The 15,457-nt window shown below is 72.5% G+C and carries 13 protein-coding genes; 7 read left to right on the top strand and 6 right to left on the bottom strand.

Annotation, left to right across the window (positions count from 1 at the left end; genetic code table 11):
• Positions 1–27 precede the first annotated feature (27 nt).
• Positions 28–1,821 carry a serine/threonine protein kinase gene (locus Asi03nite_RS08345; RefSeq protein ID WP_203677857.1) on the bottom strand — a complete coding sequence of 598 codons (1,794 nt, stop codon included), beginning with the start codon at positions 1,819–1,821 and terminating at the stop codon, positions 28–30.
• 210 nt (positions 1,822–2,031) lie between these two features.
• On the opposite strand from Asi03nite_RS08345, the gene Asi03nite_RS08340 reads away from it, so the two are divergent.
• From Asi03nite_RS08340 to Asi03nite_RS08330, 3 genes are read left to right on the top strand one after another with little or no spacing between them, the layout of a single operon-like run.
• The gene (locus Asi03nite_RS08340) at positions 2,032–2,280 is read left to right on the top strand and encodes a PspC domain-containing protein (RefSeq protein WP_203677856.1); all 249 of its coding nucleotides are present in this window, start codon (positions 2,032–2,034) and stop codon (positions 2,278–2,280) included.
• 59 nt (positions 2,281–2,339) lie between these two features.
• Positions 2,340–2,612, top strand: coding sequence for a hypothetical protein (locus tag Asi03nite_RS08335; protein WP_203677855.1), 273 nt, complete (start codon positions 2,340–2,342; stop codon positions 2,610–2,612).
• A gap of 21 nt (positions 2,613–2,633) precedes the next feature.
• Positions 2,634–3,197, top strand: a complete 564-nt coding sequence (locus tag Asi03nite_RS08330; RefSeq protein WP_203677854.1) for a DJ-1/PfpI family protein — start codon at positions 2,634–2,636, stop codon at positions 3,195–3,197.
• Between the two features lie 285 nt (positions 3,198–3,482).
• Here the strand turns inward: Asi03nite_RS08330 and Asi03nite_RS08325 are convergent, their stop codons facing one another.
• Both Asi03nite_RS08325 and Asi03nite_RS08320 read right to left on the bottom strand, forming a co-directional pair.
• Positions 3,483–4,961 carry an NADH-quinone oxidoreductase subunit NuoF family protein gene (locus Asi03nite_RS08325; protein ID WP_203677853.1) on the bottom strand — a complete coding sequence of 493 codons (1,479 nt, stop codon included), beginning with the start codon at positions 4,959–4,961 and terminating at the stop codon, positions 3,483–3,485.
• Complete coding sequence (locus Asi03nite_RS08320; protein ID WP_239102529.1) at positions 4,958–6,514, bottom strand: translation initiation factor III; 1,557 nt, start codon at positions 6,512–6,514, stop codon at positions 4,958–4,960. The genes Asi03nite_RS08325 and Asi03nite_RS08320 overlap by 4 nt, the downstream gene beginning before the upstream one ends.
• Before the next feature lie 450 nt (positions 6,515–6,964).
• On the opposite strand from Asi03nite_RS08320, the gene Asi03nite_RS08315 reads away from it, so the two are divergent.
• Both Asi03nite_RS08315 and Asi03nite_RS08310 read left to right on the top strand, forming a co-directional pair.
• Positions 6,965–7,750: a hypothetical protein gene (locus Asi03nite_RS08315; RefSeq protein ID WP_203677851.1), complete on the top strand. Its 786-nt coding sequence runs from the start codon at positions 6,965–6,967 to the stop codon at positions 7,748–7,750.
• 112 nt (positions 7,751–7,862) lie between these two features.
• Positions 7,863–8,456: a DUF3455 domain-containing protein gene (locus tag Asi03nite_RS08310; RefSeq protein ID WP_203677850.1), complete on the top strand. Its 594-nt coding sequence runs from the start codon at positions 7,863–7,865 to the stop codon at positions 8,454–8,456.
• Between the two features lie 365 nt (positions 8,457–8,821).
• Here Asi03nite_RS08310 and Asi03nite_RS08305 read toward each other — a convergent pair whose 3' ends face one another.
• The 3 genes from Asi03nite_RS08305 to Asi03nite_RS08295 all read right to left on the bottom strand — a co-directional run bounded on the left by Asi03nite_RS08305 (position 8,822) and on the right by Asi03nite_RS08295 (position 13,867).
• Positions 8,822–9,541: a PP2C family protein-serine/threonine phosphatase gene (locus tag Asi03nite_RS08305; protein ID WP_203677849.1), complete on the bottom strand. Its 720-nt coding sequence runs from the start codon at positions 9,539–9,541 to the stop codon at positions 8,822–8,824.
• A 320-nt stretch (positions 9,542–9,861) separates the two neighbouring features.
• Positions 9,862–11,652 carry a glycoside hydrolase family 6 protein gene (locus Asi03nite_RS08300; protein ID WP_203677848.1) on the bottom strand — a complete coding sequence of 597 codons (1,791 nt, stop codon included), beginning with the start codon at positions 11,650–11,652 and terminating at the stop codon, positions 9,862–9,864.
• A 688-nt stretch (positions 11,653–12,340) separates the two neighbouring features.
• Positions 12,341–13,867 (bottom strand): sensor domain-containing diguanylate cyclase, encoded by a 1,527-nt coding sequence (locus Asi03nite_RS08295; RefSeq protein WP_239102528.1) that lies wholly within the window; start codon positions 13,865–13,867, stop codon positions 12,341–12,343.
• A gap of 250 nt (positions 13,868–14,117) precedes the next feature.
• Here Asi03nite_RS08295 and Asi03nite_RS08290 point away from each other — a divergent pair, with 250 nt between their 5' ends.
• Positions 14,118–14,639 carry a hypothetical protein gene (locus Asi03nite_RS08290; protein WP_203677846.1) on the top strand — a complete coding sequence of 174 codons (522 nt, stop codon included), beginning with the start codon at positions 14,118–14,120 and terminating at the stop codon, positions 14,637–14,639.
• A gap of 111 nt (positions 14,640–14,750) precedes the next feature.
• A complete protein-coding gene (locus tag Asi03nite_RS08285) occupies positions 14,751–15,413 on the top strand; it encodes an HAD family hydrolase (RefSeq protein WP_203677845.1) in 663 nt (220 codons plus the stop codon).
• The last annotated feature ends 44 nt before the right edge of the window (positions 15,414–15,457 follow it).

Below are 15,457 nucleotides of genomic sequence, written 5' to 3'. Positions count from 1 at the left end.
TTCGTCGTACGAAGGGAAGGCCCTCGGTCAGGCCCAGATCTTGAGGTCGCTGAAGGCCACCTCGTACGGCCCCTCCTTGGGCGCCGCGGGATCGTTGAAGACGCCCAGCACCACCCGGCCCTGGGTCAGGCCCGGCTCGGTCAGCGCGGCCGTCCCCACCGCGGCGCCGTCCTGGGTCAGCTCCACCGAGCCGCCCCGCACCCGCAGCCCGATCCGGGTCGGCGCCGCGTACAGCGGGATCGGCCTGGCCAACGGCAGCGTCTTCTTCAGCGTCACCCGGTCCGCGCTGTGCACGGACAGATACGCGTCCTTCTCGCAGATCCGCACCTGGTAGCCGCCCTTGGCGTCGTCGAACCGGAACCAGATCGCGGCACAGCTGAACCGGGTGTCCAGGCGCACCCCGACCTCGGCGGACAGGTCGGCGAGCGGGTCGCGCGGCCCGCGGCAGCGGAACGTCCCGGTGGTCTCCCGCCGGGCCACCAGCGCGCCCTGGGCGAACGCGCAGCTGGCCTGCTCGTCGCTCTGCGCGGTGGCCTGCCAGAGCCCGGTGGCGGCCAGCTTGTCGGCCAGCAGCGGCGTCTGCCCGGACCCGGTGGCCGCCGCCTCCGGCGACCCGGCCGGCGTGGGCGTGTCCTCGCGGAAGTGGTCGCGCAGCAGCAGGCCGATCATCCCGACGCCGGCCGCGATGACCAGCACGGTGATCGCGGCGAGCAGCGCCGGCAGCACCCGGCGCCGGGGCCGCCCCGGCGCGCCCGCCCCGGCCGGCGCCGCCTCCGGCACGGCCTCGATGGGCACCGTGACGATCGAGTTCTCGCTGTAGCCGACCAGGCCGGGCGGGATGGCCAGGACCGGCGCCGCGGGTTCGGCGCCGGCCGGCGGGACCGGCCGCGCGTACCCGGTCACCGCCTGCGCCTCGACCGCGGCGGCGCGCAGGTCGGGCTGGTCCTCCAGCGCGGCGGCGGAGGCCGCCGGGCGGTCGCCGGAGATCAGCAGGTCGAGCAGTTCGCGGGCGCTGGGCCGGTTCGCCGGGTCCTTCTCCAGGGCGTGCGCCACCAGGTCGTGCAGCGGCTTGCTCAGACCGTCCAGCTTGGGCGGCTGGGTGAGGATGCGGGCCGCGGTGGCGGTCGGCGAGTCGGCGTGGAACGGCGTCCTGCCGGTCCCCGCGTAGGTCACCACGCTGCCCCAGGCGAACACGTCGGCGGCCGGGGTGATCGGGGTGTCCGCCTCGGAGTCGAAGCGTTCCGGCGCCATGTAGGCCACCGTGCCGACCATCTGGTCGGGGCGGGTGTTCCCACTGGTCGCGGTCATCGCGCGGGCGATCCCGAAGTCGATCACCTTGGGACTGCCGGGGGCGAGCAGCACGTTGCGCGGCTTGAGGTCACGGTGGATCACGCCGGCGCCGTGGATCGCGGTGAGCGCGGTGGCCACGCCGATCGCCACACTGTGCAGATTGGCCGAGGTCAGCGGGCCGCGCTGCTCGACCACGTCGGCCAGGGTGGGTCCGTCGACGAATTCCACGACGAGATAGGGCTGCTCGTGCTCGGGGTCGGCGTCGAGCACCTCGGCGGTGCAGAACGGCGGCACCTGCCGGGCACGCTCCACCTCGCTGCGGAACCGGCGGCGGAACTCGTCGTCGTGCGCCAGGTCCAGGCGTACCACCTTGACCGCGACCAGCACCTTGCTGTTCTGCTTGCGGCCGAGGTAGACAGTGCCCATGCCACCCTCGCCGAGGCGGCCCAGCAACTCGTAGTCGCCGAGCTCGCGCGGATCGTGCGGACGCAACGGTTGCGTCCGTTCGCCCGGCACCGTGCTGTCGACCATAGTCCTCGAGTCCCCCCAGTTCCCGCTCGCAGCACTGTATCGGGCGGGTTCACTGCCGAGTAGGCCCGGTGGCCGTCATGGCCGACCCTGAGAGCGGGTATCGGGGTCGGATCCGGGCGGTGCCGGATGGAAAGTGTCGTACCCGGGTAGCACTCTTGAGGCATCACCTCCCCACCCGGGAGGGCAACCAAGGAAAGTGGGAGACCCGCCATGAACGCCGTACACGACACGATGGCTCGCCAAGGCCTGGTCCGCCCGCGTGACGGCCGCATGCTCGGTGGCGTCTGCGCGGGCCTGGGGCGGCGCTTCGGGCTCGACCCGTGGATCGCCCGCCTGCTGTTCGTGCTGATCCTCTTCGTGATCCCGGGCAGCCAGATCCTGGTCTACCCGATCCTCTGGATCGTGATGCCGGCCGAGGAGCGCGCCTACCAGCCGCAGACCCCGCCGACCACCTGGTGACCCCCGAAGCCGGGGCGGCCCCGCCGCCCCGGCTTCCGCCTTCCCCCGGGAGCCGCTTCATGACCATCGTCGGCACGCTCATCGTCGAGGGGCCGCCGCGGTCCCTGACCACCCTCGCCCGCACCGTCACGATCACGGTGGACGGCGCGACGAAAGGCCGGGTCAAAGCCGGCAAGCGGCTCACCCTGGCCCTCGCGCCCGGCACGCACTCGGTGCGGGCGCAGGACGGGCCGCCGCTCCCGGTCCGCCTCGGGCCGGGGCTGATCACCCGGGTCCGGGTCGAGCGCGACGCCGCCGGGCGGACGCACCTCACCGAGATTGACCCGGGGTGACCGCGCGCCCACGATGGGCTCATGGCCAAAATTCTGCTTCTGACCGGTGACGCGGCCGAAGATCTCGAGGTGATGTACCCGTACCAGCGCCTCCTCGAGGAGGGGTACGAGGTGGACATCGCCGCGCCGGCCGCCAAGAGACTGCAGTTCGTGGTGCACGACTTCGTGGACGGCTTCGACACCTACACCGAGAAGCCGGGTCACACCTGGAGCGCCGACCTGGGATTCGCCGACGTGGATCCCGGCGGGTACGCGGCTCTGGTGCTGCCCGGCGGCCGCGCCCCCGAGTACATCCGCAACGACCAGGACTGCCTGCGGATCGTCAGACACTTCTTCGAGTCGGACAAGCCGGTGGCCGCCCTGTGCCACGGTCCCCTGGTCCTGGCCGCGGCGGGTGTCCTCGACGGCCGGACGGCGAGCGCCTACCCGGCCTGCGCGCCGGACGTCCGGGCCGGCGGCGGCACCTGGGTGGACAGCGCCGCCCAGGTCGACGGGGTGCTGGTGACCGGGCGGGCGTGGCCGGACCACCCGTACTGGATGCGCGAGTTCCTCAACGTCCTGCGGGCCAAAGCCCCGGCCACCTGAACCCCACTCCGCGACCGGCCGGAGGCGCCTCCGGCCCCGCGAAAGGCCCCCGGGCGCCGGCCGCGACCGCGCGGCTGGCAGCCAGGGGCGCCCCCGACCCCCTCACCGACCACAGCACGGCCGGCTTCCCGGCCAGCCGGGCCGCGTCGTAGGGGGCGCCGTCCAATGTCGTACCGGAGGATCTCGAGCTTTCCGGAATACCCGGCGCGGCAGCCGGTGGCGGCCCGGCGCACCGGGCCGCCAGCCGGGCCGGCGGCAGCGTCAGCAGACCGCGCCGGGTCGTCATCAGTGCGCCGCCGCGGCCGGGTCGATCAGGCGCAGGGCCAGCGCCGGGCAGACGTTCACCGCCTTGCGCGCGCCGTCCTCCAGCCACGGCGGCAGCGGCGTCTGCGGGAACGCCGGGAAGCCGTTGTGGTCCAGCCGGATGATCTCCGGGGCGACCGCCGAGCAGAGCCCGTGCCCGTCGCACCGCGACCAGTCCAGGGCCAACTTGCGGGCGCCCTTCTCGGCCGTGTAGGGCAACGGCAGGATGCCGCGGACCTGCTTGCCGCAGCCCTCCCCGTTGGCGTGCGCCTCGACGTCCTTGTGGAACACCTCCAGCGCGGAGAGCGCGAACCGCGACGTGCCGTCCGGGTGGCTGCACGCGCCCCGGCCCTTGACCAGGCCGGCCGCCTGGCGCACCTGCTCCAGCGCGGAACCGCCGAGCGACACCAGGGTGACCGCCCGGGCCAGGTCGGGCAGGCCGAGCCGGCACGGGCCGCACTGCCCCGCCGACTCACCGGCCAGGTACTGCACGACCTGGGCCACCTCGCCGAGCGGGCAGGTCTTGGAGCCGATCGGGATCAGCATGCCGGCGCCCAGCGTGCCGCCGACCTTGGCGAAGCCCTTGCGCGAGATGGTCACCGTCTTCGCCTGCTCGGCGCTGATCCACTTGCCGTGGTATCCGCCGACCAGCAGGCCTGGACCGATGTCCGCGCCGCACATGGTGAGCACGTCCATCAGCGGGGTGCCGCTGGGCGCCTCGACCACCGCGGGCGCGGTCGCCGAGCCGCCGACGGTCAGCATGACGGTGCCCGGCTCCTCCGGGATGCCTACCGAGTTGTACTCCCACGGCCCGAGCCGGGCCGCGATCGCCAGCTGCGAGTACGTCTCGGCGTTGGAGAGCAGGGTGGGCAGCCCCATCACGCCGTTGTCGCTGGACCGGACCTTGCGGCCGGGCGGGATGTGCGCCTCGCCGTTGATGCCGCGGACCAGCGCGCCGCCCTCCCCGGAGATGAACCGGTGCGGCACCGTGACGATCCGGGTCGGGCAGGGCATGTTCCGCTCGGCCAGGGCGGCGGTGAGCGAGTTCTGCCCGATGCCGTCGTCGGCGACGCCGATCACGATCTCCTCGGCGTCCAGGGCGGCGGCGGCCAGCGCCGCGCCGTCCAGGATCAGGTGCGGGCCCCGGGTCAGGATCGCCTTGTCCTTCCAGGACGGCGGCTCGCCCTCGGTGGCGTTGACCACGATCACCGGGGGCAGGTCCTGGCGCTTGCAGGAGTCGATCACGGCGCGCACCTTGCGGGCGAACGGGAACCCGGCCCCGCCCCGCCCGCGCAGCTCGATGCGGTCGGTGAGCCCGATCAGCTCACCCGAGGAGAGGGCCGCGAACCCGCCGTGCACCTCCTGGTGCGCCTGCAGGTCGAGGCGGCCGTACTCCTCGTAACCCGCGGTGATCCGCGGGACGCCGATCGAGGTGACCGGAGGAACCTGTGCGGTGCTCAATTCCGGTCACCGCGCAGCTGCGAGAAGTACGACTCGTCGTCGTCGCGGCCACGTCCCCGGCTGGCCGGGGCGGTGTCGCCGCGGGCCAGGTCGGCGGCCGGCCGGCGGCGTCGGGTGCCGGTGTCGACCAGGGCGTCGTCGTCCTCGCTGAGGTCGACGAACTGGCTGCGGCTGTGCCGGCCGTCGGCGCGGCGGCCGCGGGGCTCGTCGTCCTCCTCGTAGCGCGGGGCGCGCTGGCGGGGGACGTCCTCGTAGCGCGGCTCGTCGTCGGCGCGCCGGCGGCCCCGGGGACGTTCGTCCTCGTAGTAGTCGTCGTCGGCGTACCGGCGCATCCGGGTCTGGGTGTCGTCCAGGCGCATCCGGGTGCCCGTCTCGGTCAGCTCGTCGCGCCGCATCCGCGTGCTGGTGTCCTCCAGCGGGGCACGCGACATCCGGGTGCTGGTGTCCTCCAGCGACGACCGGGACCGGCGCGGGCGCGGCTCCTCGTCCTCGTCCGCGTACCGGCGGCTGCGCGGGCGCGGGCCGTCGTCGTAATAGTCGTCGTCACGGCGCCGTCCGCGCGGGGCCGGCTCGTCGTACCGGTCGTCGTCGAAGTCGCGGCGGGGCATCGCCCTGGTCGGCTCGTCGAAGCGGTTGTCCTCGGCCGGGCGGCGCTGGCGCGGGGCGGGCGCCTCGAAGTCGCGGTGGTCGGCGACCGGCGCCGGGCTGATCGGGGCCACCGCGGGGCTGACCGGCACGGGCGCCGGCGGCTCGGGCGCCACCGGGGGCGCGGCCGGGACCCAGTTGTTCACCGGCGGGGCGGTCTGCACCGGCGGCTCGGCGAGCTGCTGCTCGCGGCCACCGCCCCAGCGGTTGCGCGGCGCGCTGGAGGTGGGCACCACGTTGCCGGAGGACTTGGCCGCGCCGACGCCGGCCGCCGACGAGAAGTCCTTGCGACGGTTGAGGCTGACCGAGAGCCGGACGGCCAGGCCGATGAGCACCGCGAGGACACAGATGACGTAGCTGACGATGACCCAGGTGGCCGCCGCACGGCCGGCGCTGAGGCCGTGCACCAGGGCGATAGGCCACATCAGGTAGGACACCGAATGGATGGCGCGCCACATCCACGGCTTGCCGCGGCCGATGAACTTGGCCCGGATCAGGCCGCTCCAGGTGACCAGCACCATGATGTAGCCGGAGATCTGGCCCAGGCCGATGTAGAGCGTGTTGGTCGGCGTGATGAACGGGATGAAGATGTCGATCACGCGGATGTGCGACTCGACGGTCTTGGTCCACAGGTGGAACGCCAGCGCCGAGATCGCCATCACGCCGGTGGTCCGGTGGGTGGACTGCAGGAAGACCCGTTGCCTGATGGAGAGGACCAGGCGGTCGGTGGAGACCAGGCCGACCATGATGGTGATCGAGAGTGACACAAGGGTGAGGACACCCATGTAGTACTCCGCGTAGACGAAGAAGTAGTAGTACCCGACGCGGCCGGGCGCGGTCATCATCGCCACCGCCCAGACTGCCGCCAGGACACACACCACTAGCAGGATGATCGCGCCCGTGGGCACGGCGCCCTTACCGGTGGAACCGATTTCAACCGCCACCCTACTGGCGGGGCGCTCATTTTTCTTCGACCGGGCCATTGACTCCTCGTTTTCCGCAACGGTCACGTCCCGTGGGCGGTGGGACGCCGGCGTCCGTGGGGAACGCCCCGTGCTCAAGTTGTTCCGGACCCGTCCGTGGCGTGCTTTCCCCTGCGATGCCCCGGCCGCGTCCTCCCCGGATTACGTGCCGGGCGGGGCTTCGGATGAACGCGTGCGAAATTTCTGCGCGACTCTTTTGCGTGATCGACTCGCTACTTTTCGCATCTGCCGTGTGAGCTGGGCGAATGACGGTTTTCCCGATCTCTTAAGCAAGAAATAAGGTGCGCCGCCGAGTGACCGCCGCCACCGGGTGAACCATTCGGCCCCGTCCGGCGAACTTACTCCTGAAGGGGACGCGTCCGAAGGGGGATCGACGTGCGGCATCTCACCGCGCTGCTCTGGGCCACACTCGCCGGCGCCGCGCTGGGCGTGACCGGCGGAACGGCGTCGGCGCTGGCCGACGTACCGGGGTTCGGTGTGCGGGTCGCCGCGCCGGCCACGGTCAAGGCCGGCGGCACCACGAAGACCCTGACCGCGGTGGCCACCTCCGAGCAGCGCCGCTGCCAAAAGGTGCGGTGGACCCTGGTGGTACGCGGCGGCGACGTCCCGCTGGACCGGATCCGGGTGACCCGCTTCGAGGACACCGGCGAGTTCCCCACCCAGGTCAGCATCGACGGCGACACCGCGACAGTGGTGGACCGGCAGCTCGACCCGGGCTCGCTGTGCCGGGGCCGGACGGTGACCGGCAGGTGGCGGATCGGCGTCGCCGGCCGCGACGGCGGGCAGGTCCGGTTCGAGGTGCGGGCGGTCGACGTGGCCGGCACGGTGCTCGGCTCGGGCGCGGCGGCCAGCGAGGTGACCGGCGTGGTGGCGACCTCCTCCCCCAGCCCGAGACCGTCGAGGACCTCGGCGTCGCCGGAGCCCACCGAGGAGGAGGAACTCGCCACGGCGGGGCCGGGCATCCCCACCAACGAGACGACCAGCGCCGCGGCGCTCACCCCGGCGTCGTCGAACGACAGCAACCTGCTGGGCCCGGGTCTGATCGCCGGCGGCGTGTTCTTCTTCCTGGGCCTGGTCCTGCTGCTGCGGCTGCGGGCACGGACCCGGGAGGCGCGCCGCCGGGAGCGGACGGCGCCGACCGGGTTCTACACGATGCCGTAATCCGTACGGTTATTTCCATATCTGTTGGGTGATTTCCTCCCCGGACCTGACTTTTCGGACTACGGTGCCGCTACCGTGATCCACAACGTCACCGTCCACAGGGGAGGACTCTGTGACTCGTACCGCCACATTCGCGGGCGCGGTCGGCGCGCTCGCCCTGGCGTCCGTCGCCGTGCCCGCCGGCGTGTCCTTCGCCGGTCGCGCCCCGCAACCGTCCGTCTCCGAGTCGGCGCGCTCCCAGGAGGAGAGTTTCCTGGGTGGTGTGCCGCAGGTGCCGGCCGTGCTGGAGCCGCCCGCGGGCAACGTCCTGCGCGCGGTCCTCAAGGCCCGCGGCGTCCAGGTCTACGAGTGCAAACGCAGCACGTGGCAACCGCTGGAACCGGCCGCGGCGCTCACCGGCGTCACGATGAACCCGGTGAAGAAGGTGACGGCGGTCCACTTCCGCGGGCCGGCGTGGGTCTCGGACCAGGATGGATCGATGGTCGAGGGCCTCGATCCGGTGTCGGTGCAGGGTCAGGACGCCGCGGACGTTCCGCAGATGCTCTACAAGGCCTCCGGGAACCGCGGGGCCGGCCTGTTCGGGCCGGTCACCTACATCCAGCGCATCGACACGCACGGCGGCGCGGCGCCGGCGCCCTCGTGTGGCGGCGACGCCCCGATGGCGGTCCCGTTCCGCGCCGTTTACCGATTTTTCACGAAACAATAGGACTGAGCCACTTTCGTCGGCCCGAGCCCGACCAGCGCCGACTGAGCCCCTTTCGTCGGCCCGAGCCCGACCAGCCGCGACTGAGCCCCTTTCTTCGGCCCGAGCCCGACCAGCCCTCGGCAGCCCGGCGGCAGCGGCCCACCGTCACCTCCCGCACCCGGTTCGTCGTGACCGGCGCGGCGCCCTGCCGACTCCGGGCGCCAGCGCGCCGCCAACCCCCGGCTGGCACCAGGGTCCCTCAACCCCGTCGAAAGACCCCTGAATGCCAGCCGCCAACCGCGAGCCGCGCCACCACCCGGACCAGCCGTACGCTCGCGCCTCCGGCTGGTCGTGGACGGTGGTCCCGGGGGCGGCGAGACGAGGCTTCAGGTGACGGTCAGGACGATGGCTGTGGCGTTGTCGTGGCCGCCGGCGGCCAGAGTGGCCGACAGGAGAGCGCCCACCGGTTCCGGGATGGCCAGCAGGCGCGCCATCGAGTCGTAGTCGAGCTGGCCGGAGACACCGTCGGTGCACAGCAGCAGCCGATCGCCCGGACGCAGGGCCACGTCCAGCACATCGGGGTCCGGGGACCGCGGATGACCGGCGTAGCGGGTGAGGCGGTACCCGTCGGCGTGCGCGCGGGGGTCGGAAGCCGGATACCACCCGTGGACCAGGCCGAGCCAGGCGACGGTGTGGTCGACGGTGAGGAGTTCGAGCAGGCCGTCGCGCAGCCGGTAGGCGCGGGAATCGCCGAGTTGGACGATCCGCACCGCGTCACCGGACGCCCCACCCAGCGCGGTCAGGGTGCATCCGGTCAGTTCGGGGAGGGTACGGGCCACCGCCCGTACCTCCGCGTGCACCTGAGCGACGGCGGCCCGCAGCGCGGCCGGAGCCGGATCCCCGGACTCCCGCGCGAACGTCTGCACCGCGATGCGCCCGGCGGCCGCGCTGCCCTCCCCCGCGCCCATCCCGTCCGCGACGATCGCGAGTGGCCGCGCGGCGTCGAGGTGCAGCCGGTCGTAGTTGCGGTCGTAGCGGTTCCCGGTCACGCTCCCGGCCACGCCGGTCACCGTGCGCTCCCCGAGCCGCCACCGCGTCGTGCTCACGCCGGGCCGCCCGACGGTGAGCGGACCGCGACGCCGGTCATCCCGCGCTCCCCGAGCCGCCACCGCGTCGTGCTCACGCCGGGCCGCCCGACGGTGAGCGGGTCGCGGCGCCCGGCCCGCCGACGTTGGTCCGATTGGCCATGGTCGTCCGATTCGCCATGGTGGTCCGACCGGCCATCCCGTGTACTCCAGCTGGTGGTGACCGCCCGGCGGCAGGTCGAGGGCGACTCACGCTACTGCACCCCGCCGCCCCCGCGCCAGGAAGCGAAGCGGAACCCCCGCCCCGGGCATGATCGGGGCGGGGGTTCCGGTCTGGTGCGTTACAGCGCCGGGTACGCGTTCGCCATCAGCTGCTGGAACTGCGCCGAGAACCAGGCACCCGAGATCGGGGCGTTGGGCAGGGCGCCGCTCATGCTGTTGCCGTTGCGGGCGTTACCGGTGTAGGTCGGGTCGCACATCCGGTCGAAGCCCTTGCCCTCGTCGTTCGGGATGAGCGAGGAGGAGCCGTCCGACTCGCCCGGGGGCTTCACCCAGACGTAGGCGTCGATGCCCGAGGCCGGGGCGGCCTTGGGACGCTCGCCGAGGCCAGCACCGGACTGGTTGCACCAGTTGCCGGCGTGGATGCGGCGGTCGATGCGCGACTCGTTGACGTAGGTGTCCACGGTCGTCGAGGTGCTCGCCTTGGTCGGCCGCGCCGAACCGCCCCAGCCGTTGCGGGAGGTGTCGATCAGCATGCCGATGTTGCTGTTGAAGCCGACCGAGACCAGCTTCTGCCGGAACGCCTGGGCGAACGTCAGCTCATCGGAGTACTGGTTCCAGTCGAGCCACTTGGACTGCCGGATGTTCTGGCCGCCGACAGTGACGGTCGGCTGGATGTACGGCTCCTGCAGGGCCGAGTAGTTCGCCGTGTTGGTGATGAAGCCGGTCACGTTGTTGACGCTGCCGGAGGCCTGCGCGGCCTGCAGCATGATGTCCGCGGTCGGGCCGAAGTTCGAGTCCCAGCCGATCCAGCCGTGGTGGGCGGCGTCCACGTAGTTGTAGACGTTGCCGATCGCGCCGAGCTTGTTCAGGGCGTACCCGACACCCTGGACGTACCCGCCGTTGGCCTTCATCGTGTCGCACATCGCCGTGCCGCCGGCCTGGCCGGAGGTGTTGGTGACGATGTTCGGCAGCGAGTCGATCTCGACGATGTTGATGATGCGCAGGTTCTTGTACTTCGCGTCGCCCTCGATCGCGGCGATCGGGTCGATGTACTCGCTCTTGTAGCGCGGCAGGTCGTTCGGGCCGAGCTCACCGTTGGAGGCGAGCGCGGAACAGTCACGACCGGGCAGGTTGTAGATGACCAGCTGGATGTAGCCGGCGCCCTGGGCGACCGCGGCGTCCAGGTGGTCACGCAGGCCCATGGAGCCGTTCGAGCTGCTGTTGTCGGTGCCCTCGATGGCGGCGATCCGGTCCAGCCAGACCGCTGTCGGGTTGTTCGAGACGCGGCTGCCGCCGGGCTCGGCGTCGGCCTTCGCCTTCCACTCCGGGTTGACGTAACCCTTCGCCCCCGCGTACGGGTTGTCCACCTTGGGGCCCTGGTTACCCGGGTTCGACGGGCTGGTCGACGGCGAGGTGCCCGGGTTCGACGGCGAGGTGCCGGGGTTCGACGGCGAGGTGCCCGGGTTCGACGGCGACGGCGAGCCACCCACGCTGCCCGTGCAGGCGACGCCGTTCAGCTTGAACGTGCTGGGCGTGGCGTTGGTGCCGGAGTAGTTCGCGTTGAAGCCGAAGGTGGCCGTCGCGTTGGTGCCGAGCGAGCCGGCCCACGACGGGCTCGTCGCGGTGACGTTCTGGCCGGACTGGGTGACGGTGGCGCTCCAGCCCTGCGTGATCGTCTGGTTCCCGGAGAAGGTCCAGGTGACGTTCCAGCCACCGGAGATCGGGTCACCCAGGTTGGTGACCGTCACGTTGCCGGTGAAGCCGGTGGACCACTGGTTCACCGAATAGTTCACGCGACAGCCGGCGGCCGCGCTGGCCTCGGTCTGCATCGCGACCGCGCCGGCGCCGGCCAGCACACTGACGGCGGCCGCCGCCGTGAGGGCGCGGGCCCGGGGGGAGATGGGTCTCATGAGGACTCCTCGAGACGTACGGCGGCGCAATTGATCAGCGCCAATGGGAGCGGCGCCCAACGTATCGGTGGGGATCGTTGGCCGACGCGGACAGCATTACATGGGAGCGCTCCCAGCGCAATGATCCCGAAACAGCGGGGCAATGGAGAATTCACCCCTGCTGACAGCCGTCCGCGAGCCGCTCCGCGGCTCCGCCACCGTCACTCCGGCCGGGCATACCGGGCGCCGGCTCACACCGCGCGGACACGTTCCCGTCGCGGGAGACCGGCGTGCCGCGCCGCCGCTCCGGCCGCCGCGTTTGCGGCAGCCGCCGGGCTCGCGGTTGGTCGGCGCGATCGCGGTGGTACGGCCCCGGCCCACCGTCCTCTGGACGAGCGCCGCCACCGCCGACCGGACGCGCCGGCCGGCAGGGCCGCTCCGGCGCCCGCCCGGACGACCGGGCCGACCGCGACGTCCCGGGCCCTGGGGTCACCGGCACAGCGAGATCACCGTGAGCGGGGCGGCCACCAGGTGGATCAGCGGATATCCCGATCAGCACGGCGACCGGGAAGAGGCGCACGCCGACCACGAACCCGATCCGCACCGGGATCAACTCGGATCGGCGCCGCCACGCGAGCAGTCCCGCTCCCGGCGCGGACGCGCCGGGAGCGGGACGACGAGCAGAAGGCCAGGTGGTGCGGGCAACCCGTCAGGCGGTCAGGTATACCCCGCCGCCGGAGCGCTTGGCCTGGTACATCGAGGCGTCGGCGTCCTTCATCAGGGTGCTGAACTCGATGGCGTGCCGGGGGAACAGCGCCACCCCGATGCTCGCGCCGATCCGCACCGGACGGCCGTCGATCTCGAACGGCTCACGCAGCCGCTCACAGATCCGCTCGCCGACCCGGACCGCGCCGTTCTCGTCCGGGTTCGCGGTGACCAGCACCGAGAACTCGTCGCCGCCCAGCCGCGCCACCAGGTCGGGCTTGCGGATCAGGTGGTCCAGCCGCTTGGCGACCAGCTGCAGCAGCACGTCCCCGGCGTGGTGGCCGATCGTGTCGTTCACCTGCTTGAAGCCGTTGAGGTCGAGCAGCAGCAGCGCCATCCGGGTGCCGGTGGCCATAGCGATCTCCACCGCCTGCTCGCCCCGGTCCAGCAGGTGCTTGCGGTTCGGCAGACCGGTCAGCGAGTCGTGGAACGCCTGCCGGGTCAGCTCCTGCATGTGCTGCTGGTTGGCCTCACGCATCCGGGCGCTGTCCATGATCAGGGCGCCCTCGGCGGCGAGCTGCTGGGCCAGGATACGGTCCCGGGCGCTCCACTCACGGGTGCCCGTCGAGTCGCCGCACATCACCATGCCCACCGGGCCGAAGCCGGTCATCAGCGGCATCGCGATGAACGAGCCCAACCCGAGCGTCTGCGAGATGCCGCCGGTCCGGGTCTTGGCCGTGGCCGTGTTGGCCACCAGCACCGGCTCGCCCGACTCGACGGTGCTGCGCCAGACCGGCGACTCGATGGCGGACTTGCCGACCAGGTTGTCGCGCAGCTGGGCGAGCCGGTCGTCGTGGCAGCCGACGCCGTAGACGTACCGGATCCGGCCGTCGTTGTCGATCAGGTGCAGAGCGGCGTGCTCGGCGCGGAACGCCGTGGCGCAGGAGTGGGTCAGCAGTTGCGCCGCCTCCTCCACACTGCCCGCGGTCATGCCCTTCTCGAACAGTTCCTGGATCGTCGAGCTGGTGTGCGCCACGAACTGGCGGGCCTTCTCCGCGAACAGCGCCTGCAACGTGGTGGCGAAGTGCAGCGCGATCGTCGAGATGGTCTCCGGCCGCAGCTCGGCCAGCCGCTCGCCGGTGAGCAGCAGCACGCCGACGGTCTGCCCGCCGATACGCAGCCGGGCCGCCATCTGCTTGCCGCTGACCACCGGCGGCCCACCGGCCGCCGCCCGGAACACCTTGCCGGCGACCATCTGGTCACGCCGGCCGGGCTCGCCGAACTGGGCGGTCGCGGTCATCATGCCGCTCTCCGAGTCCAGTTCGAAGACGGTGGCCGCGGTCAGCCCGGCGATCTCCCCCAGGTGCGGGGTCATCACGTCGAGCACATGCTGCACCGACGGGGTGTCCTTGGTCATGAAGCCGACCAGTTCGGCCAACAGCAGCGCCTGCCGGTCCGGCGGCGCGGCCGTACCGCCGGTGGCCTCGTCGATCCGAGGACCGGCTGGGTGCAACTCGCTGCCCACGCTCATGGTCCTAGTGGTCGGCACCGGCGGGGCGGGGTTGAGCCACGCGGGCCCGGCGCCAGGTCGCAGTTCGGTTGCGGGACCCGCACAAGCCCTCATCCAGTACGACCCGGACGGCTGAAACTGGCGTATGACCTGGTAATCGACCTCGTGTGCGGTTAGCGTCGGTGGCGACCCGCGCGCCGGACGAGCCCCGCCCGCCTCCGGTCTGGGCCTGGCCATCGTCGACCCGCGCACCAAATGAACCAGAGGGCCCGTGGACGCGTACCGGAAGGCCGTGACCGTCGCCGCGGTCGCGCTGATCGTCTCGGCCGCCCTGGCCGCCGTCTTCCTGTCCCGGTTCGGCAGCGGCTCCGTCGCCGGCCGGTCCCGCCCCGGGCAGGACCCGGCGCCGGCCGCGCGGCCGCACACCGGTCTCGGGGCCCGGCCGGAATACTGGCCGGGTTCGTCCGGTCCGGAGGCGGAGCTGGAGTTCACCCACCGCGACGACCTGACGGCCCTGGAGCTGACCGGGCAGTACGCCGCCGAGCTGGCCACCGGTCGGTCCGGCGCGGGGCGGGTGCTGGCCGAGCATCAGCTGTTGCGGCGCTCGCTGGCCAGCGACGAGCATCCGGTGGTGCTGCTGCGGAGCACCGATCTGGCGCATCCGGCCGGCGAGGCCGGGTCGTGGCTGACGGTGGCGCTCGGCGACTTCCCTGATCCGCGGTCGGTGACCGCCTGGTGCGACACGGTCAGCGCGCCGCACTGCGTCCCCCGCCGCCTCGACCCACCACGCTGACCGGTTCCTCGGCCCCCGGCCCAGCCGCCCCGGGCCCCGACGCTCCCGCCCACTCCGCTGAGCGGCTCACCGTCGTTCCGGGCTCTTCCGGTGATCGGCGATACTGCCTGCGTGGCAATCGAGGCGCTGATCTTCGACTTCGACGGTCTGCTGATGGACACCGAGAGCACCCTGCTGGACAGCTGGCGCTGGGAGTGGCGCCAGCACGGCCTGGAACTGGACGAGACGGGCTTCTTCGCCGACCACGGCGGGGACGTCAGCGAACTGCGCTACGCCGCGCTGGCCCGAGCCGTCGGCGTCCGGTTCGACCGCGCGGCCAGCCACGCCCGCCGGATGGCGTACCGCGAATCGGTCCACGCCGGGCTCGGCCTGTCACCGGGCATCGCCTCGTGGTTGAACGAAGCCGCACGGCTGGGCCTGCGGCTCGCGGTGGCCAGCAGCTCACCGGCCTCCTGGGTCCGCGCGAACCTGGCCCGCACCGGCGACCTGACCCGCTTCGAGATCCTGGCCTGCGGCGACGAGGTGGCCGCGCACAAGCCGGACCCGGCGGTCTACCACCTGGCGCTGGCCAAGCTCGACCTGAAGGCGGACCAGGCGGTGGCCTTCGAGGACAGCCCGCACGGCGTCACCGCGGCCCGGACGGCCGGCCTGCGCTGCGTCGCGATCCCGAACCTGTTCACGCCGGAGTCCCGCTACGCCCACGCGGACGTCGTGCTGCCCAGCGCCGCCACCACGATCCTCAGCGAGGTCCTCGCCCGCGCCGCCCGCTTCTGACCGCCGGCCCCGGCGCCGGCGGGCGAGCGCAGGCGACAGCCGGC

The organism is Actinoplanes siamensis (genome assembly GCF_016862395.1).
Lineage (GTDB): Bacteria > Actinomycetota > Actinomycetes > Mycobacteriales > Micromonosporaceae > Actinoplanes > Actinoplanes siamensis.
Note: the sequence above shows the minus strand (reverse complement) of the source record. Positions and strands in the feature narration are given on the sequence as shown.

Coding starts and splice junctions, on each gene's coding strand:
- Asi03nite_RS08330 (WP_203677854.1), top strand. CDS start 2,634: ATGGCCAAAATTCTGCTTCTGACCGGTGACGCGGCCGAAGATCTCGAG.
- Asi03nite_RS08340 (WP_203677856.1), top strand. CDS start 2,032: ATGAACGCCGTACACGACACGATGGCTCGCCAAGGCCTGGTCCGCCCG.
- Asi03nite_RS08300 (WP_203677848.1), bottom strand. CDS start 11,652: ATGAGACCCATCTCCCCCCGGGCCCGCGCCCTCACGGCGGCGGCCGCC.
- Asi03nite_RS08295 (WP_239102528.1), bottom strand. CDS start 13,867: ATGAGCGTGGGCAGCGAGTTGCACCCAGCCGGTCCTCGGATCGACGAG.
- Asi03nite_RS08345 (WP_203677857.1), bottom strand. CDS start 1,821: ATGGTCGACAGCACGGTGCCGGGCGAACGGACGCAACCGTTGCGTCCG.
- Asi03nite_RS08335 (WP_203677855.1), top strand. CDS start 2,340: ATGACCATCGTCGGCACGCTCATCGTCGAGGGGCCGCCGCGGTCCCTG.